The sequence below is a fragment of the Janthinobacterium sp. 35 genome (assembly GCF_002754575.1).
Taxonomy (GTDB): domain Bacteria; phylum Pseudomonadota; class Gammaproteobacteria; order Burkholderiales; family Burkholderiaceae_D; genus Janthinobacterium; species Janthinobacterium tructae.
The window spans coordinates 1,106,211-1,125,785 of sequence record NZ_PEFN01000001.1; the positions used below are offsets into that span (position 1 = coordinate 1,106,211).

15 protein-coding genes and 1 tRNA gene are annotated in these 19,575 nt (G+C 57.5%); 1 reads left to right on the forward strand and 15 read right to left on the reverse strand.

Going from position 1 to position 19,575, the window contains the following annotated elements; all coding sequences use genetic code 11:
- Nucleotides 1-135: 135 nt before the first annotated feature.
- The 13 genes from CLU93_RS04995 to CLU93_RS05055 form a co-directional block, all read right to left on the reverse strand.
- Complete coding sequence (locus CLU93_RS04995; protein ID WP_099760222.1) at nt 136-1,263, reverse strand: glycosyltransferase family 4 protein; 1,128 nt, start codon at nt 1,261-1,263, stop codon at nt 136-138.
- A complete protein-coding gene (locus CLU93_RS05000) occupies nt 1,253-2,539 on the reverse strand; it encodes a polysaccharide polymerase (protein ID WP_099760223.1) in 1,287 nt (428 codons plus the stop codon). The genes CLU93_RS04995 and CLU93_RS05000 overlap by 11 nt, the downstream gene beginning before the upstream one ends.
- Nucleotides 2,540-2,596: 57 nt before the next feature.
- Nucleotides 2,597-3,310: an exosortase-associated protein EpsI, B-type gene (gene epsI / locus CLU93_RS05005; protein ID WP_099760224.1), complete on the reverse strand. Its 714-nt coding sequence runs from the start codon at nt 3,308-3,310 to the stop codon at nt 2,597-2,599.
- Nucleotides 3,303-4,196 carry an exosortase B gene (gene xrtB, locus CLU93_RS05010; RefSeq protein ID WP_099760225.1) on the reverse strand — a complete coding sequence of 298 codons (894 nt, stop codon included), beginning with the start codon at nt 4,194-4,196 and terminating at the stop codon, nt 3,303-3,305. The genes epsI and xrtB overlap by 8 nt, the downstream gene beginning before the upstream one ends.
- Before the next feature lie 461 nt (nt 4,197-4,657).
- Nucleotides 4,658-5,758, reverse strand: a complete 1,101-nt coding sequence (locus tag CLU93_RS05015) for a glycoside hydrolase family 5 protein (protein WP_099760226.1) — start codon at nt 5,756-5,758, stop codon at nt 4,658-4,660.
- A 394-nt stretch (nt 5,759-6,152) separates the two neighbouring features.
- A complete protein-coding gene (gene epsG / locus CLU93_RS05020) occupies nt 6,153-7,040 on the reverse strand; it encodes a chain length determinant protein tyrosine kinase EpsG (RefSeq protein ID WP_099760227.1) in 888 nt (295 codons plus the stop codon).
- A 16-nt stretch (nt 7,041-7,056) separates the two neighbouring features.
- Nucleotides 7,057-8,466, reverse strand: coding sequence for a chain length determinant protein EpsF (gene epsF, locus CLU93_RS05025; RefSeq protein ID WP_099760228.1), 1,410 nt, complete (start codon nt 8,464-8,466; stop codon nt 7,057-7,059).
- Nucleotides 8,467-8,575: 109 nt separating this feature from the next.
- Nucleotides 8,576-9,340, reverse strand: coding sequence for a polysaccharide export protein EpsE (gene epsE / locus CLU93_RS05030; RefSeq protein WP_243420149.1), 765 nt, complete (start codon nt 9,338-9,340; stop codon nt 8,576-8,578).
- A gap of 88 nt (nt 9,341-9,428) precedes the next feature.
- Complete coding sequence (locus CLU93_RS05035) at nt 9,429-10,349, reverse strand: EpsD family peptidyl-prolyl cis-trans isomerase (protein ID WP_257224886.1); 921 nt, start codon at nt 10,347-10,349, stop codon at nt 9,429-9,431.
- 306 nt (nt 10,350-10,655) lie between these two features.
- A complete protein-coding gene (locus CLU93_RS05040) occupies nt 10,656-12,038 on the reverse strand; it encodes an undecaprenyl-phosphate glucose phosphotransferase (protein ID WP_099760229.1) in 1,383 nt (460 codons plus the stop codon).
- Between the two features lie 8 nt (nt 12,039-12,046).
- A complete protein-coding gene (gene epsL / locus CLU93_RS05045) occupies nt 12,047-13,294 on the reverse strand; it encodes an XrtB/PEP-CTERM-associated polysaccharide biosynthesis outer membrane protein EpsL (protein WP_099760230.1) in 1,248 nt (415 codons plus the stop codon).
- A gap of 59 nt (nt 13,295-13,353) precedes the next feature.
- Nucleotides 13,354-14,025: a CAAX prenyl protease-related protein gene (locus CLU93_RS05050; protein ID WP_099760231.1), complete on the reverse strand. Its 672-nt coding sequence runs from the start codon at nt 14,023-14,025 to the stop codon at nt 13,354-13,356.
- A 275-nt stretch (nt 14,026-14,300) separates the two neighbouring features.
- The gene (locus CLU93_RS05055; RefSeq protein ID WP_099760232.1) at nt 14,301-16,193 is read right to left on the reverse strand and encodes an ATP-binding cassette domain-containing protein; all 1,893 of its coding nucleotides are present in this window, start codon (nt 16,191-16,193) and stop codon (nt 14,301-14,303) included.
- A gap of 221 nt (nt 16,194-16,414) precedes the next feature.
- On the opposite strand from CLU93_RS05055, the gene CLU93_RS05060 reads away from it, so the two are divergent.
- Nucleotides 16,415-16,489: transfer RNA gene (locus CLU93_RS05060), tRNA-Arg, on the forward strand.
- Between the two features lie 41 nt (nt 16,490-16,530).
- On the opposite strand, the gene CLU93_RS05065 is transcribed toward CLU93_RS05060, so the two are convergent.
- Nucleotides 16,531-17,760: an ISL3 family transposase gene (locus CLU93_RS05065; protein WP_257225118.1), complete on the reverse strand. Its 1,230-nt coding sequence runs from the start codon at nt 17,758-17,760 to the stop codon at nt 16,531-16,533.
- Between the two features lie 474 nt (nt 17,761-18,234).
- Entirely contained in the window at nt 18,235-19,380 is a 1,146-nt protein-coding gene (locus CLU93_RS05070) for an acyltransferase family protein (protein ID WP_099760233.1), read from the reverse strand.
- Nucleotides 19,381-19,575: the final 195 nt, after the last annotated feature.

Consider the following 19,575-nt stretch of genomic DNA (forward strand, 5'->3'; position numbering starts at 1 on the left):
TCGGTGCATCAACACACCGCCGCGCAGCATTATTATAATTAGATTAATCTTTATTGCCTGCATATTAGGACATGCAGCTTGAAATAATTACCACTTACACCACAGTACCTATGAGGAAACATCTTTGACGCCAGCTTATTTTCGCTTGCGCAGCAGTTCTTCATAGATTGCCACGTAGCGCGCGCCGATGTGATTCCAGCTGTACTGCTCGGAAAAATGCTGCAATTGCATGCGCCGCGCCGCGTACGCATCCTGGTCTTGCGCATGCGCGGCGGCAATTGCCGCCATCGTCTGCGCCACGTCGCCAGTGTGCAAGATACCGAGCTGCGCCTTTTCCAGCAGCTTGCGAAATGGCGGAATATCGCTGAGCACGGGCGTCAAGCCCGCGCTCATCGCTTCGATGGCGGCGATGCCAAAGCCTTCATGACGCGACAGGCAAATATAGTAGCTCGACTGCGACATCAGCTCGGCCAGTTGCGCATCGCTGGGATTGGCGACGATGCTGACGCGTTCGGCAATCCCCTTCTCGCGCGCCAGCGCTTCCAGGTCGGCGCGGCTGAGGTCATACTCGCGCCCGGCAATCACCAGGCGCCATTCAGGATGGCGCGCGGCCAGTCCGGCAAACAGGTCCAGCGTTTCCTTCAATCCCTTGTTCGACGACCAGCGCCCGAAATACATGATGCACGGCAACTTCGTGGCGGAACCCTTGGCCTGGTACTTTTCCACATTGACGCCGTTTTCAATCACCGTCAGGCGCGGCGCCTTGATGATCTTGCCGAACAGATTGCCGTCATTGTCGCTGGTGCCGACCACGCGCGCATAGGCGTGCGAGGTGGCGCGCGTGACGGTATGGAAGAAGATCGTCTTCAAACGCGAAGCAAAGCTGGTATGAAAGAAGCCGCCATGGGTGGAGGCAAGCAGCGGACGTCGGTGCAGCCACTTGGTGGCTGCCAGGAAATCATAGGCAAAATCGACGCCATGCACGTGCACCACGTCAAAGTCGCCCAGCAGCCGCACCACGCTGGGCGAGAACGGATAGCGCGTGGAGCCCGAGTAGGGAATACGGATCACGCGCACGCCATTGACCACCTCTTCTGCCGGCAGGATGTCGGCCGGGTTCACGAATACGCGGTTCAGCGTGATGATGGTGGGAATATGGCCGTGGCAACGGGCTTGGTAATGGGCAATATTTTGTACGACATCTTCCATGCCACCGATCGATGGATAGTACTGGCGAACAACATGTGCAACTTTAATCGGCATAATGGGCTTTCCCGGCAACAAATTGGCCGGAGCGCAGCGGAGAGGCCAGCCATTTCTTGTCGCGCACGGCGCAACAGCCGAGCAAGAACCAGAGGACGCCGGCCGACTTCAGCGCGAACAGGGAGGTACCGCTGATGCACAGGATCAGCGACATATAGATAACGATGTAGGTACGGAAGCGCTCGCCGTGTTCGTCGCGCATCTTGATCATCCACAGGCCGATCCACAGCACCACGCAGCCAAACAGGCCAAAGCGCGTCAGGATGATGGAATAGCCCATGTCGCCGAAGTTGATGTTGTAGCCGGCCAGTCCGAAAATTTCCGCCGTGCCGAAACGCACCATGGTAATGCCGCTCGAATACAAGCGACCAGGAATATTGTCGCTGTAGCGCCCATCGTAATACAGGCCGAACAGGATCAGGATGACGGCGCACACGAAAGGCAGCAGCATCACCAGTCGATTGCCGCGTCCCGAAAAAAGCAGGCGCATCAGCACCATCACGCCCACAGTCACCAGGCCATAGCGCGAATCGGCCAGGGTGATCATGATGGCGGCGGCGGCGAGAAAAAAGGCCATCGAACGCCATTGCTCGCGGCCCTTGGACAAGCCCCATGCGGCCACGATCACGGAAAAGTTGCCGAGCGAGACAGGTTCGAGAAATACGGACGAAACGCGATGGTTGCCCAGCAGGAAAGGCAGGATGGTGCGGCCGATGCCGGCCGGGCGGATACCGTTCAGCGCCAGGGTACTGCCTTCAGCCCAGTTGGTACTGGTGGTTATATTACCTTGCGCCAGGTAATACGAATACACATTGAACAGCTTGGAATACACATCGACCAGCAGCAACTCGAAAAAGCCCACCGCCAGCACGATATAGATAATGATTTTCAACAGACGGTCGGCGTATTTCTCGTCACCGAAATTGCGCCCAAGAAAATAGAAGAGCACCAGGATGATAATGTCGCGGAAACCCTTGGGATCGAGCGAACTGCGCAGCAAGGCCAGCAGCAGCAAATACGAGGCGATCAGGGTCAGGATGGCCACGAAAGACAATTCGATGCGGCGCAACAGCAGCACGGCACAAGTGACGTAGATGCACAGCTCGGAAAACGCCACCAGCGCCGTCGATGCCTTGAAGAAATGCGTGTGCACAAAGCACAGCACGGCCTGGTAAACCGTGGCGGCGATCAGGATGGCCAGCAACAAATGGCGCTTGTTGCTCTCCTCGCCAGCGTCGGGCAGGCTGGCGTGAGCGGGGCGGGCGTAGAGTGTCATGCTTGTTTCATCATCGGTTAATAAGACAGATTGGTCAGGCTGCACGCCGTGGTATTGCTAGTCATCGAACTTGCCGGCGAGTTTTTCCGTCGGCGCCTTGCCGATATGGGTAAACAGGGCATTGACGAACTGATCCTGCAACGCATATGCCGCCGTCTTGTCGGCCTGGATGCTCGAGACGCGGAACAGCAAGCCATCGGGCACCTTGCCGCCCAGGCCATAGAACAGCTGGAGCAGCTTGCGCCCCACGCCGGGCAAGGTGGCGCGATCGCCAACGGTAACCCAGTAGGTAATCGGCTCATTGCGGCTGCCACTGACTGCCACCAAGCGGCGCACGGGAATGTTGCGCTCGGCCGCCTTCAACGTGCCAACGTCGTTGCTGGTGATGGCAAAGCCTTGCGCCGTATAGCAAATTTCGGGGCGGTGTGCCTGCGTCGCTTCGCCGCGCTGGTCATCGCCATAAGCGACCGACAGCAAGATGCGTTCGCCAGCGGCGTTCACATAGGTGCGCGCCAGCGTTTGCGTGTAAATCTTCGCCAGCGCAGCCTCGGCTTCCGGGTTGACCACGGCGGCTGCCGCATCGCGCTCTTCATGCCACTCGCCAAACTCGGCCGGCACCAGTGCCGTCAGATCCAGCATGGGCTTGCCTTCGGACATTTTGACCGTGGGCGTCACTATCTTCGTCAGCACCGAGGTCGATACCATCAGCACGCCCAGCAGCAGGCCCGCGAACAGCGTCTTGCGCTGCCTACCTTGCAGTGTATCAAGCATGTTTTTTCTCCCGCCGCTGCACATACGACTGCAACAGCCAATCAACGCCCAGGATCAGCAACAGGGCGGATATGAACAGCACCATGCCCGCAAAACCATGCAGGAAGCCCTGCCCTGCCGCGTCGCCGAAATAATACGTAATCAGGGTCAAGGTCATCACGCGGATCACATTGGCCGTAAAGGAAATCGGCACGATCAGTACAGCCAGCACGCCGTTGCGCAGGGCCGACGTATGGCGCACCAGATTGAGGTAGAACAAACCCAGGGCTTCGAGCGTAAACAGCGTGTGCAAACCGGCGCAGGCATCTGCTACCATCAACTGATATTGGCCCATCTGCAAAATCACGCCGCTGCGGGCGATCGGATAACCAAGGAAAAACAGCACATGTTCAGTGACATACGACACAGCCGTCTTCATCGGCATCGTCAACATCGCCACCAGGATGCCGGGCAAGGGAATCATGAACAGCATGAAGAACAGGGGGAACCACATGATGCGCAAGGCCAGGGTGCCGCGCTTGATCAACAGCACTGCCGCCAGCAGGACGATGTAGGAGCCGATTTCAAAGATGGAAAACTGTTGCGAGCGGCCCAGCACATACATGACCAGGCCCACCACGGCGACGATCCAGCCGGCCTTGGAGGTAGGCTGGCCTTCGGTTCTTGCCATCATTTCCGGCCACTTGCGGTACAGCAGCCAGGTCGACAGCACGAGGATGATCGGGCCATGCGCCTGCTCCTCGCTCATCCACAAGCCAGTGATCAAGTCATAAAAGGACGGGACGTACAGGGCCAGCAAACCGACCACGACCGGTCCCCATTCGGGAATGGCGGCCTTCCACCACGGTATCACGGCGTCGCGCGAGCTTAAGGAAGAGGTTTGCATCACTACCCCATGAATGACTGTCGTATCAAAAGCGCCTGCCTTACCGAATGGTACAGCACCGCATCGTTGGCATCGGTTAAACCTCGGCCTATCGTATTTGCAAGATAGCTCCCCCAGAAACCTTTAAAGGATAAGAAACTATTTTAACAAAACATTAAGATTATAACGGAGCCGCGACGCTGGTCAAGCTGAAATACTGCATTTGGGCAGGCTATTTTTTCGTCCACGCGCAAATATTGGCAAAATAGACAAATCCCTGTGCAATCAATCACTTGCCATACGGAAAAATGATTCTCTTGGTTAACTTTAACCTGCCGCAGTTGCCACGACGGAAACGGACTGACACAAACGGCAACACACGCACTTCAGCAGCAAGCTACACGATGAAACGGGGCGCATGACCGCGCCAACTGACGCGGCCATGCGTGTGCAACAAGCGATGTGGCACGCTACGCCACCGTCTATTTTTGCCACTCGACCTGCAGCAGGGACAGGGAATTGCGCGTCACGCCCACGACCGGCTGCACACTGAAGATATAATTCTTGCCCCACCACGCGCCCGCTGACCAGTACGTCCAACCGGCCCATGGCGCATTACGCATCGACGTCAGCGCCGCCTGCAAGGTGGGCCGGCACTCTAGCGTGTCGGCAACGCCAAATTCGCCCATGAATACCCTTTGCTTGTTGGCCACGGCCCAGACCCTGACCTTTTCGAGGATATCAGTCAGCTTCGCCGGTGAGATGCAATCGGCCTTGGTTCCCGAGTAATTCGAGTCGACATACTGGTGCACCTCGATCAGGGTGCGTCCCAGCGGGTCTTTCACGCTAGCAAAAGTCGTGGCGTTGGACACGCCGTCGCGCGGCGTGGCCCAGTCATGCGCGCCACTATAGGTACCGCCAGCAATGACGACCAAGTGTTTCGCGTCATTTTCACGCAATTTTGCCAGCGTGGCCTTGGACGTTTCGCCCCATTGCCTCAGGCTCGTCAGCACCGGCTCGTTCATGAGTCCAAGCGCGACCGTATCAACATCAGGGAAGGCTGTACTCATGCGTACCCAGAAATCGGCGAAGTCCTCGGTCGTGGCGCCAGGCCTGCCCAATGGAATATTGTTGTAGGCACCATAGTTATGCGCATCGAGCAGCACACACACGCCGTGCGATTTCGCCGTCTCCACCACCCTGGCAATAAATCTGAGCTGTGTCGGGTCGAGCGGGCCGCCCACGACCGGCTGCAAGCGTTCCCAGCGGAACGGCAGGCGCAGCATGTTCGCGCCCAGATTGGCAAAGTAGCTGATATCGCTCGCGCTCGGATACATGAAATCCTTGAATACGGTACCGGGAATCTTGCCACCATTGAATTCTGCTCCGGCCAGATTGACGCCGCGCAAGGGCGCCTTGTCCAGGCAAGTGGCGCCGACAGGCACGGCAACGGCCATCGCTGCGGCCAGCAACACGCCCAGCGCGCCCCGGCGCAAACGTCCTGCGCCCGCCATGGCGCTGCCGGCATCTGCCCCCCCGTGATCGCCGCTCAATTGTCGGACTGTGTCGAACAGAAATTTCATGTTGGCATCCCTCCATTGTGGAAATACATCGTTTGCCACTATACATTTCCCATCCTTGCTGGCGCAATACAAACCAGGCCTGGCTTGATGTTGAGCATGGCTGGCCTTGTCAATACGTGCATCGTGTTGCCACCGGCAAGCATTCCCCCTATCCGACCGCAAGCGGCCATCTTTGCCGAGCAACGGCCCGCTCAACGAGCGATAGTTGAATCATAAGCGCTAATTGCTACGACGCCAGGACAAGCCGCTCTATTTCATCATGGAAAAATTCGTGTGCCGCTTGCTCACATCATGAAAATGGCCGCACAGGGCGGCCAGGCAAGCTCGGGCAGAGGAAGCGTGCATATCATGCCTGCTCAGGCACGATATGCGCAGGGGCAGCAACAATGTGGGGTTAAAACTCTTGCATAACGGTACCGACAATTTCAACACCGTTACGCTCCAACTGTTCGGCGAAGGTTGCCAGATCGGCCAGTCCAGTGGCATTCTTGCGCGCCACCAGCAAGGCGCCGCCCGCACGCGCAGCAACGGCCAGCGCGTCCGAGCCGCTGGAGAATGGCGCGACGTCGTACAACACCACGTCATAGCGCGAGGCGACTTGCTCGTTGAGCGTGGCAAATGAAGTGCGGCTAAGCAATTCCTGCGGATTCGGCGGCAAGGTGCCCGCGCTCATGACCGACAAGGCAACAAACGAATCGATCTTGGCGATCGCGTCCAGGTCGCCGCGGCCAGCCAGCAGGTCCGACAGGCCCTGGCGACCTTTCAGGCCGAAGAATTCCTGCTGTTGCGGCGCGCGCAAGTTCGCATCGACCAGCAAGGTTTGCTCGCCGAGCTGAGAAAAGACCACGGCCAGGTTGGCGGCAAAGATGGCTGCGCCATCGTCCGCATTGATACTCACCACCACCAGCGCCTTGTGGCCGCGTGCGAACCAGCGCAGCATCAGCTGGCTGCGGATGGCGCGCAAGGTTTCGACTTGCTGGCCAAATGGCTCGTACGCGGCAAGCAGCTTGTCCGAAAAGTTGCCGGTGCCGCGCGGCAGGTAGGGATAATTGAACTGGCGTGCGAGTACCTGCTCGATATCGGCTTCGGTGATCAGGCCCAGGCGCTGCGCCGCTTCACCAAAACGGATGCCCAGTTCCTTCTGCATGCGCAGCACGCGTTCGGCATTTTCCGGCGTGATCTTGCCCGACTCCAGCAGCAAGCCGCCGATGCTGGAATCGCCAACGTGCGCCGTGTGGGCGCCAGGTGCTGGTACATGCCCAGCCAGTGCAGGATGATTCATTGTGTTTCCTATCGAATTAATTCAAACGCAAGCGGCTCGACAACACCGACTTCAGGGACTTGAAGCGGCGGCGCTTCGGCGCTTGCCAGGCGATCACGCCCAGCACCGGAATTTGCAGCGCATCGAACAGATCGCGTTCGGAGCGCACGCGGCGGTCCAGCATTTCCAGCAGAATACTCAAGCCCAGGCCCAGCAAGCCGCCAAAGAAGAAGGCAAGCACGGTGTTGAGGATGACTTTCGGCCCCGCCGGCGCGACCGGCGGCACGGCAGGATTGAGGATCGATATATCGGACTGTTCGGCCTGGCCTTCGATGCTGGTCTGCGAAAAACGCTGCGACGTGGCGTCGTAGGCGCGCTGGGCGCTTTCGACATCCTTCATCAGCACGCCCATTTCATCGCGCGTGCGGTTCAGTTCCAGCACCTTGGTTTTTTGCGCCGCCATGGCGCCACGGATGGCACCTTCGCGCTGCTGCAAAATCTGCGCATTGTTGCTCACGCTGCCTGCAGTGACACGAATAGCCGTTGCCAGGTCGCTGCGCAATTTATCGAGTTCCGCCTTGGCGCTGATGTATTGCGGGTGGTTCTGCGACAGGCGCTGTGAAATCTCGGCAAACTTCGATTCGGCCGTGCCGAGGGCAATCTTCAAATTCTGGATCATCGGATTTTGCGCCACATCGGGCGATTCCAGCGACGATGCACCTTGCGCCATGCGCTGGCGCGAGGTCGCTTCCATCGACTGCGACTGCGCCATCACCAGTTGCTGCGACAAATCGTTCAGGCGGTTCGATTCCACGTCGACGCGGTTATCCAGGCTGACGATGCCATTTTCCTGCTGGTACTTGGACAAACGGCTTTGCGTGGCTTCCAGTACATCGCGCATCTGGCGCGTCTGGTCATTGAAATAGGCCGATGCTTTTTTCAAAGGCTCAACTTTCAGCTGGATGCTGACGCGCTGGTACTCTTCGGCAAAGGCATTCGCGATGGCGGCCACGAAACTCGGGTCCGAACCGCTGAAACTGATTTCTACAACGCTACTTTCACGCGAAGGGACGACCTCGAGTTTTTTCAGCAACAGATCGGCCAGCCAGTCACGCACCGCGCCCTCGCCGCCCGTGGCAGCGTTGAACTGGGCGATGACGGCAGGATTTTGCGCCAACTTCAGCGAATCGACGACATGCAGGGCAACGTTCTTGCTGCTGATGATATCGATTTGCGTCGCCATGTAGCCGGCCATCAGTTGACCCGGCATTGCCAGGCCCGTGACGGTATCGACGCCCTTGTAATTAAGCAACACGGATGCCGTGCCCTTGTACGTCTTGGGCAGGAGCAGGCTGATCGCCAGCGTTGTCGCCACCACAATCACCAGGGTGATCCAGATGACGCGCTGGCGAGCGCGCAATATCAGTAAAAACTGGGAGAAATTCATAGAAACCGTCTCATATCATTGCAAAACAATCGGTGCAAAATAAGCAGCAAGGCTGCTGCCACCATCAGAGCCTATCCCAGCAGAAGACGCTCACTGCTGGAATCTGCTCTTAAAACCAGCTTTCCTTCACATACACCACGTCGTCGCTGAGCAGCAGGTCATCGTGATTGGCATCGAGGATCTGCAACTTGCCATCCGGACCCCGGCGCTTGATGCGGATGTTGCGCTCGGTGCCGCGCTGGGTCAGGCCACCACCGGCCGACAGCGCCTGCAGCACCGTCATCGAGCGCTCCAGGCGCATGGGGCCTGGACGTTGCACTTCACCATAAATATAGATGCGTGGCGCACGTTCTACAAATACAACATCGTTGGCGGCCAGGTCAAAATCGCGGTTCAGGTCGGAAGTACGCACCATTTCCACGACATCGACGACATCGGTAGTGGTCTTGCCATCGCGTTTGCGGATCAGGCTGACCGTATCGCCGCCCTCGGGACCGATGCCACCGGCCAGCGCCAGCAAGTCAAGCAGGCTGCGGCGGCCATCGACCGGATAACGGCCCGGTCGGTTCACCTGGCCCAGCACCGACACTTGCTGACTTTGCAACAAGGTAACGATGATATTGACTTGCGGCTTTTTCACAAAACCGCCCGTTTCGAGCTTGTTGGCAATCTTCTTTTCCGCCTCGGCGACGGCCATTTTCATGACGTTGACCTGGCCGATCAGGGGGAACGTGATGTCGCCCGCTTCGCTGACGCGCGTTTCCACGCCCAGATCCGGGTTGCCGTAGACGGAAATCTTCAGCACGTCGCCCGCGCCGAGCACGACTTCTCCGGCATTGGCACTGCCCAGCGTGAAGGCCAGCAGTGAAGTCATTATCAAAAGTATCAGTCGTTTCATCATCAGCTCGATCTCGTCGGTCATTACGGTTAGTTATGCAAAATATCAATGGTGCCAGACATGCTTATTTCAGGCCAGCAACGCCCCGTGCGGTAGCCGCAGCACTGGCGCTTGCCGAGGCGGCAGACGCCGCACCCGACGCCGCAGTGGCAGCAGAAGCGGCAGGCTGGTTCAGATACTCGATCTTGGCCGCTGCGCGCAGGCGCTCCATTTCTTTCTTGGCGGCATCCTTGGTCCTGGTATTGACCAGGTACTGCTCGATCTGCGGCGCGGCGGTGGCCAGCTTGACCGGCACATCCTTGATGTCGACGATCGTCATCAGCATCGCGCGTTCACCTTCATTGATGATGAACAGCTGGCCTTTTGGCATGGCTTGCAACTTGGTCACCAGCTCCGGCGCCAGGTCCGTCGTCGTGCGCGACACCTGGGCACGCGCAAAACCGATCTTGTTGCTCTCCATCCAAGCCGCTACCTCATCGAGCGACTTGCTCTTGTCGATCACTTGCTTGAGCGCATCGTTCATATCCTTGCTGGCGATCAGCAACTGGCGCATGTCGAACTGCTTGCGATTGCTGAACAACTCAGGGTGCTTGTTGAAGTAATCTTCCACTTCGGCCTTGCTCGGAGGCACCATGCCGCTCAATTTCTTTTGCATGTAGGCCTGGCTGATGATCAGCGCCTTGGCCCGCTCGACGGCTTGCATGACCTTCGGATCGCGGTCGATCTTTTCTTTCAACGCAACATTCTCGACCACTTGGCGGTCGATCAGTGCTTCGAGCAATTGTTTGCTGGCCGCTTCCTGCTGCGCCGCCGGCACGCCGGCGCGCTGTAATTCCTCGTTCAGTTGCAGCGCCGTGATTTCTTCGCCATTCACGCTGGCGAGCGCCTGGCCCACCTTCTTCTGCTTGTCGCCACCACAGGCAGCCAGGCCAGCCACTGTCAACAGGATAACGCCAGCGGTCAGGATGCGTTGTTGGACATTCATTCGTTTCATTTTCATCGGACTCGCCATCTCAGAGGGTTCAACATGTTTTCAAGCGCTGCCACGCTTTTCGGGCAGGCGGGTCAAAACGATGCATGCACTACATTGTTTCAGCACGTTATCTTACAGGCCCTGCAATCACTTTAGCATGCAACAGGTACAAATTATGCAACAAAATTATAGAAATCACAAATATTGCAACTAATTTTCTTTGGTCAACATAAAAGCCAGACGCCGGGCAAGCTGGGAGTTGTCGCCACGCCACAATGCTTGGCTGTGCGGCAATCTTCTTGATAGTCTGTCGCATCATCAATGGGCATTTTCCCGTTTCAGCACCACTTGCACCGTGCGCACCACGATCCACAGGTCCAGCCACAGCGACCAGTTACGCAGATAGTCCAGGTCGAAATGCACGCGCGCTTCCATCTTGTCGAGGGTTTCCGTCTCGCCCCGCAAGCCATTGACCTGCGCCCAGCCGGTAATGCCCGGCTTGGCCTTGTGGCGCAACATATAGCCCTTGATCAACTTGCGATACTGCTCGTTGTGCGCCACTGCGTGCGGTCGCGGGCCAACGATACTCATGCGCCCTTGCAACACATTGATAAACTGCGGCAACTCATCGAGCGAACTGCGGCGCAGGAAAGCGCCGATGCGCGTCAGGCGCTGGTCATCCTTGGTGGCCTGCACCACCTTGGCACCGTCTTCCGACACCGTCATCGAACGGAATTTATAGACGATAATTTCTTCGCCGTACAGGCCGTAGCGACGCTGCTTGAAAATGACGGGACCGGGCGAAGTCACCTTCACGGCGATGGCAATCATCAGCATCAGCGGCAGCAGGCACAACTGGATCAGGCAGGCGAGCACCAGGTCACTCATGCGCTTGATCGTGCTGTTCCAGCCTGTAAATGGCGATTCGCAGATGGCGATGACGGGCATGCCGCACACATTGTCAAAACGCGCCTGCATCAGGTCAAATACATAAATATCCGGCAGGAAATACACCGAGGTGGTGGTGTCCTGCAATTCATCGAGCAACTTGCGGATGCGCGGCTGCGCCGAGATGGGCTGGCTGATGAAAATCATCTTGGTCTGCTTGCTGCGCACGTAGGCGGCAATCTCATCCATTCGGCCCAGCATCGGGTGATGCATGCCCTCTGGCCAGCGCTCCTCTTCCCGGTCGTCAAAGTAGCCGTCCACCTGCATGAACAGGTTCGGGTGCTTGCTGATGGCGTCGGCAAAGCGCACGCTGACATTGTTGGCGCCGATGATGGCGACAGAGCGCACTTCGTCGCCGTTGCCCTGGATGGAATGCGCGCGGCGCACCGCCAGTTGCAGGAAGATCAGCAGCAACGGCGTGATGACAAACCAGGCATACACGGCCTTGACATGATAATGCTGCGCCAGGCCGCTGACCACGCCGAGCATGACCAGGATCAGCGCCGTGACGGCCCAGCCGACGATCACGTCGCGCGCATAGGCCCACATGCGCCCGGCACGCCAGGCGCGATACGGGTCGATATGCTGATAGATGGTCGATGAAATGAAAAACGCCAGTATCATCAATATCAGCGCATAACCGTCGAAGGAAGAACCGAGTACGATCGAGCACACATACAGCGTGACCATGATGACCAAGGGGTCGAGCACACGCTGAAAAAAGGAAATCAGAGGTATATCGTTAATCGTCATTTTACTTTTCAGAATTGAACATTGGCGGAGAACGAAACCCCTTGGGATCGGTAACTATTGCTGCCCACGAGAGGATTGCCGCTGCGCCTGCTGCGAAATACATCCGCTTCCAGCGTGATGTTGCGCAGTGGTGTGTAAGTCAGCCCCAGCGAACTGCTGGTGCTCGCATCGGACAGGCCATTCAAGGCCGTGAAGCCATTGATGGTGCTGAAATCACGCTTCTCGTGCTGCAGTTGGGCATTGACACCCACCTTGGCCGTAGCGCTCCAGAAGGCCGCCACGCTGGCGCCCTTGTTCAGGCTGCTACCGACGATGCCGCCTTCAACCACCTGGAATTCGCGCCACAGTGCCGCATTGAATCGCAATTTTCCCGTCGCCACCCAATCGGCAATCAGGCGGCCGTTGGTGCCGCTGCTGCTGCCCGAACCCGACAGCGGATGCGTACGCCGCACCCAGCCGCCGAGGAACGACAGCTTGGTCGGTCCGCTGACGAGCCACAGCACATTGGCCTTGATTTCATCCTGCGTGTAATCATTATCGGAAAAACCCGTCCCTGCGCCGCCTTTGAATTGATAGTCCGACTTCAAGCGGCGCAGCTGTACGCCCACCTTGCTGCCGCTGGCGGCGAGATAGTCGAGACCGAGTTCGGTCGCGTCTTCCGAGCGGTTGTTGATCTTTTGCGTGAGCAATTCATAGTCCGCATCGAAGCGCGAGACACCTGCGCGCACCTGCCAACTGGGATGGAACAGCCAAGTCACATCCGCATAATGGCGGCGCTGCGTGCGCAAATTGCGCTCCTTGGAATTGGTATCGGCAAATGGCGTCAGCGTTTCAAGGTAGCTGGTACCCAGATGGCCCTGTACGTGGTTGCCCAACTGCCAGGCCCAATCGACCAGCGCGTCCTTGCCGTTGTAATCGAGTTCCGTGTTGCGGTTGAAGGTCACGCGGCTCAGCTTGGCGTAGCCCGTGAACAACTGCCGGCCGATGGGACGTTCGAACAGGAAGCCGCCTTGCACCGTCCGGCTGGTATCGCTCAGATCCGGCGTTTGCCCCGGAAACTCGCTCAGGCGCAGCAAGTTGTCGTCATAGGCAATCGACGTCCGGAGGAACGGATGGATGGTGTCGCTGATTTCGGCATGGACGGCCGTGCTGAAGGCAGCGCCGATCAGCAGCGACAGCGCGCCCAGGCGCGACGTGCGAAAAACAGCTGGTGCGGCATCACGCGCGGCGCACTTTTTTTCAGTCAAGCTCAACATTTTTTTCATCTTTGTGATTACTGCATTAACTGCATTAATTAATGGCGCCGATGACGCGACTACCAATAAGCCCATTGCCCAGTCATGAGTACCCAGACACCCAGCAAGCCATTCGTCACGCCATGCGCGATGATGGCCGACCACAGGGTGCGAAAACGCACGTAGAGCCACCCATATGCCAAGCCGGCAAGAATGCCCGCAAACCACAAATTATGTTCAAAGCCAAACAGTATCGCCGTAATAAGAATATAGCGAAATCTCAGCAGTGACGGTTCAACGGCCAGAAAATTCGGCGATTGTAACCAACGCAATAGAAAGGAGCGCCAGAACAACTCTTCCATCACGGGCACCACCAACGCGGCACCGGCGATGCGGGCCACCAGCAGCGGCCAGTCGTAGCCATTACCGGAGCGCGGATCGAAACCGGCCGACTCGCCGATGACCATCCAGGACGCGCCCAGGTTGAGCCACAGCACCAGCACGACGATGCCCGCCAGCACGGCCCAGACAATGGCACGCCATCCCATGACCGCCGGACCGGGCCAGGCCAGCTCCGTATAGTGCCGGCGATATAGCCATAGCAGAGCCAGAACGACGCCAATTTTCACCACATACAAATAGCGTAGTTGCTCCTGAGCATAGCCCGCCCATATTAACACATCAGCAATAAGAATAAAAAATAGATAAGTAAAAAAAGGCAGCACGCGTGGCAGCGCGAGTCGGTCAAACATGAAGGCGCTCCCCCGTTTCCGGTCTGGTGATGGCTGGCAAATACAGATTGCTTGCGGCTGGCGCCGCTACAGTAACAACACGGGGAATAGTATCAGCAATATTGTCTTTGATGCATCAACAAGACGCAATGCCGCTCCGGGGTCTGTAACGGAGAGTATGTTGCCGCCCGACACGCTACACGCGTCGGGCGGCAACACCCGCTTCAGCCAGAGTTTATCACTACAGTATCAATTTTGATATTAATTGCCGCAGGCGGCAATCAATGAAAGGCAACTCAGCCTTTGGCGCGCGCTTCGATCGCTTCCCACTTTTCCAGCGCTGCCAGCAACTCTTTCTCGATTTCCGCCACGCGCGCATTGAGGCGTTTGCCTTCGGCCGGCGTTTTCTTGTAGAAATCGGGATGCGACAATTGCCCTGCCAGTACGGCTTGCTCATCTTCCAGCGCTGCCATGATGTTCGGCAGTTCGTCGAGTTCGCGCTGTTCCTTGTAGCTGAGCTTTTTCTGCTTCGCCGCCGGTGTGGCAGCCTCGACCTTCACGGCCGGCTTGCTGGCTGGCGCCGTGGCGATCGGCAAGGTGCGCACGCGCTCCCAGTCCGTGTAGCCGCCGACGAACTCGCGCCACTTGCCCTCGCCTTCGGCGACGATCACCTGCGTGACAACGTTGTCGAGGAAGGTACGGTCATGGCTGACGAGGAAGACGGTGCCGGTGTATTCTTCCAGCAACTCTTCCAGCAATTCCAGGGTATCGATATCCAAGTCATTGGTCGGCTCATCGAGCACCAGCACGTTGGCCGGCTTGGCGAACAGGCGCGCCAGCAGCAAACGGTTGCGCTCGCCACCGGACAGCGATTTGACGGGCGAACGGGCGCGTTCCGGCGCGAACAGGAAATCGTTCAGATACGTCATCACGTGGCGGCGCTGGCCATTGATCTCGACCCAGTCGCTACCCGGCGCGATGGTTTCCATCAGGTTCGCTTCCTCGTTCAGCTGCGTGCGCATCTGGTCGAAATACGCCACTTGCAGCTTGGTGCCCAGGCGGATGGTGCCCGTGTCGGACTCTTCCTGGCCCAGGATCATCTTCAGCAAAGTGGTCTTGCCGGCGCCGTTGGCACCGATCAGGCCGACCTTATCGCCGCGCAAGATGGTGGCGCTGAAATCCTTGACGATGACCTTGTCGCCATAGATCTTCGAGACGTTTTCCAGGTCCGCCACGATCTTGCCCGAGCGTTCGCCGGCCGACACGTCCAGTTTGACTTGTCCCTGCTGGTCGCGGCGCGCATTGCGCGTCAGGCGCAGCGCTTCCAGGCGGCGCACGCGGCCTTCGTCGCGCACGCGGCGCGCCTTGACGCCCTTGCGTATCCACACTTCTTCCTGCGCCAGGAACTTGTCGAACTTGGCGTTTTCCACGTCTTCGATTTCCAGCTGCTCGGCCTTGCGTACCTGGTACGCCGTGAAGTTGCCCGGGTACGACAGCAAGCGGCCGCGGTCGAGTTCGATGATGCGCGTGGCAACATTGTCGAGGAAGGAGCGGTCATGGGTAATGAACAGCACGCTGCCCTTGAAATCGCGCAACAGGCCTTCCAGCCACAGGATGGAGCTGAAATCCAGATGGTTGGTGGGCTCATCGAGCAGCAGCACGTCGGGCGCGGAGACCAGCGCGCGCGCCAGTGCGACGCGCTTTTGCATCCCGCCCGACAGGGTTTTCATCAGCATGTCGCCCGTCAGGTTCAGACGGTCGAGCACGGTTTCCACCTTGTTCGGCAAGCTCCACGCATCGGCCGCATCGAGTTTGACCTGGATGTCGTGCATGCGTTCCATCAATTCGTCGTCATTGCCCTGGCCAAACTGGCCCGTCAACTCGTCGTATTCCTTCAGCCAGGCTTGCGATTCGCCCATGCCGGAAGCGACGGCGTCGAACACGGACATGTCCGGGTCGAATTGCGGTTCTTGCTCCACATACGCGATCTTGATGCCTTGCTGCATGACCAGCAAGCCGTCATCGAGCTTGAACTTGCCCGAAATGACCTTCAACAGAGAGGATTTACCCGTGCCGTTGCGGCCGATCAAGCCCACCCGTTCCGAGTTTTCCAGTGAAAATTCCGCGTGATCGAGCAGCGCGACGTGACCGAACGCAAGTTGCGCCGATGAAAGAGAAATGACAGCCATAATGAGTAAGAGTGCTCGGGCGCCGTTTCCTGCACACCGCGTGGTGCGCAAAACAGCTGCCGATTAGATGAATGAAGCACGCATTGTACCGATACTCGCGCAAGCATAGGCATATCTTGCAAACTGTCGGCTATAATTGCGCTCGATTCGCGACACATGGGACGTCTTGCACGCCCCCCTGCCGCCGGATCCGGCATGGCCACTTGCCACGCCTGAGCGTCCTCCCCGTAGCACAATGGATAGTGCACATGCCTCCTAAGCGTGGGATACTGGTTCGATTCCAGTCGGGGGGACCAGTCGTATTTTCGACTCCCCCACACAAATCGTCACTTATCATTTAAAAACAGTCGCTTAGGCTTATTTTTGGTTCATCGCTTTTACCGGGGAAGGCATCCTTGATTTTGAGGAAAAAATATGCAGAGTCCCGGAATCCGTAGGCCATCCGTTTGATGACTTTGATGCGCTTGTTGACGCCTTCAAGAATGGACGAATTCATCGGATAGATGGCGGAGGCGATGATGCCCCGGACGTATTTGCGTAAGCGCTTGGTGAATTTGATCACGGGGGCGATCTCGCTCTCGAGGGCGAGGCGCATCCAGCGTTTCCATCGACGCGCGCCCTCGCGAACGGATGGCGCGAACCAGATTTCTTTGAGTTCGGTTTTGAGCAAATAGACCGTTGCCAGAGGGGCGTTGGCCGCGAGCAGTTCGTCAAGTTTGATAGCACGGTCGCCCTCAAGGTTGTCGCGATTGCGCAGCAGAAGCCAACGGCTACGCTTGATGACCTGGCGCGCTTTGGCATCGTCGCGCAGCGCGTTTGCCTGGTCTACACGCACCCGGTCAACGATCTCACGGCCAAAGCGCGCAACGACATGGAAAAGATCGTAGACGACTTCGGCGTTGGGACATTGCGCACGCACTTCGAGATCCATCGCCGTGTTCATATCCATCGCCACAGCCTCGATTCGGGCGCAGCCTTCTGCGCCCAACGCCTCGAAAAACGGCCGAATGGCCGCCCGACTATTGCCTTCACCAACCCAGAGCACACGCATGCGCTGAGCATCGAGAACGACTGTCGCATAACGATGGCCTTTGTGCAAAGCGAATTCATCCATGACGAGGCGCCGCACGTCGCCAGCGGCGAACTGGCCGTGCAGGTGTGCCAAGCGCTGTAGGTCAATGGCCTTGATGGTGTGCCAGTGCAGGCCTGTCAGCTGGGACACGTGCTTGATGGGGATAAGCTGTGCCAGCGCCTCCACCCAGACCCGGACGCGGTGAGTCATCCGCGAGCGCCGGTCCAGCCAGGAGATATGCTCTGTCACCCGGGCATTGCAATGATGGCAGTCCAGGCGCCGGATTGCTACCTTCACCCAAACCCGTCGATCCAAAATATCCCGATCCCGGATGCGCCGCCAGCGCCGCTCATGAACTAGAGCACAAGGCTGCCGGCAGCTACCGCAAAGCGCGTCGGCAGTGGGGCAGGCGTTGAGAACGATCAGCAGCGACTCGTCGTCCTGTTCGACGACGGAAACGACAATATGCCCTTCCCAAAATGGAAGAGAAGACATAGCATTGAGCATGGCGGCGAGAGTGGTAAGGTAATTGGTTTGTTTGGCGACAATCAATTAATCAATTCAAAACCCTTGCCGCCACCCCCTCCCAGCAAAAAACGTCAAGCCGGTCGTTCCCCATTAACCGCGATGAACCAAAAAAAAGGGGACGGGATGGCGCGCAGGCTGCCATGCTTGGCACTCGCGAATCCAAAACCTTCTCGACAAAAGGCGAGGCCATCAGTTGGTCAGCCGAACGCGAGACGGAGATACTGTAGCGCCATTACGGGCGATACGGTGCTCTATAGCGATGACCATCATTGAGCAAGTGGGGCGCGCTGGCCATCCGCTCGGCCGCATATCCGGCATTCCACGCACTGTCGGATGAATCAGGCGCCCACCGCCCGCCCGGCAACCATGCCATGCGGGTGACGCGCAAGCAGTTGCAATGTGCTCCCTGTCGGCAAATAAACACCACGCCTATCTGGGGTCTCAGTTCGCCGTCTTCGCCAGCACGGCACTGGATGGACAGGCAACGCGCTTGCGCGGCAACATTAACAGGGAGACGACCTTGTTGCGCTTTGCCAACTCCCAAAAAATGAGCGGGACGATGATTGCCGTCGTGATGGAAATACCCGCCACCAGGAAGCCGTTATTCAGCCAACGCAGCAACAACGTATCGAGCTTGAGCATGATCCATGCATGAAAAATGAGGATGAACAGGCTGCCACGCCCCAGATATGACAATACCCTGGATACTACGGCGGAGCGGTTCAGCAGGCTGCATACAGACAGCATGACATAAATCCCGCACAAGGCTTGCAGCGTCGAAACAAACAACGAATCGTAACGACGCTGGTTGAAATCTATCGTGAAACCGAAATAATAGTGTAGCGCCAGCATGGCCGAAAATGCCAGGCCCAGTACCAGCCAGTTCAAGTGAAATGCCTTGACGTTGCTCGACAGAAAATGGCCCAGCAAGAAAAAAACACCCGTCAACAACAGAATATCGGCACTAAATGGCAAGCCGCAATCGAACAGCGCTGGGCCGAACTCGACTATACGCAAACAGACCGGATTTTCCATGCCACTATCAAAACCCTGCATGACCAGATAGCCGGCTACGGACATAAACAGCAGCAAGACAATACGCCGCGGCCAAGTACTAGTCAGCGGGCGACCATAGGTGAGAAAAATAGCGGTGCTGACATACAGCAGCCATAGATGTGGCAGGAACCAGGTCGGCGTCCAGGTCAGGGTAAATCCCGTGCCGTACAATAGCCCCAGGAAGATCGTATCCATGGTGCCCAAGCCCAACAGTACTTGTAGCAGGCCGATCACGATCACCACTACGGCGCAGGGCTTCAGCCAAGCATCCGCGCGTAACCAGGCAATCTCCTTCACGCTGCGCATGCCGATGGCAAAGGTCGTGCCTGAGATGAAGAAGAAAAAGGGGAGCCGGAATGTTTTGAGGAAATCGCCAGCTTCGCTATAGCTGGCTGAAAAAATCGCATTGTGACCAATGACAATGAGCAATATGCCCAGGCCTTTTCCAACATCGATCATCGCCAAACGCACCTTTACAGGCAAAGGCGCAGTGCTTGCCGCAGATGCAGGAACAACTGGCGTCTTTTTCATTGATTCGTCTCAGAAATACATCGATGAAGCTTGATGGCAATGCGTCCGGGCAGGTAAATCAGGCACTCCAATGACAGGCAAGCGAGATAAAGATGACTATATACCAAATATAATTATCAATAATAACACGAATTACATCCCTTTCACACAAGAAAATATCACTCACATTGCACAACTTCGCATATCGTCGATAGC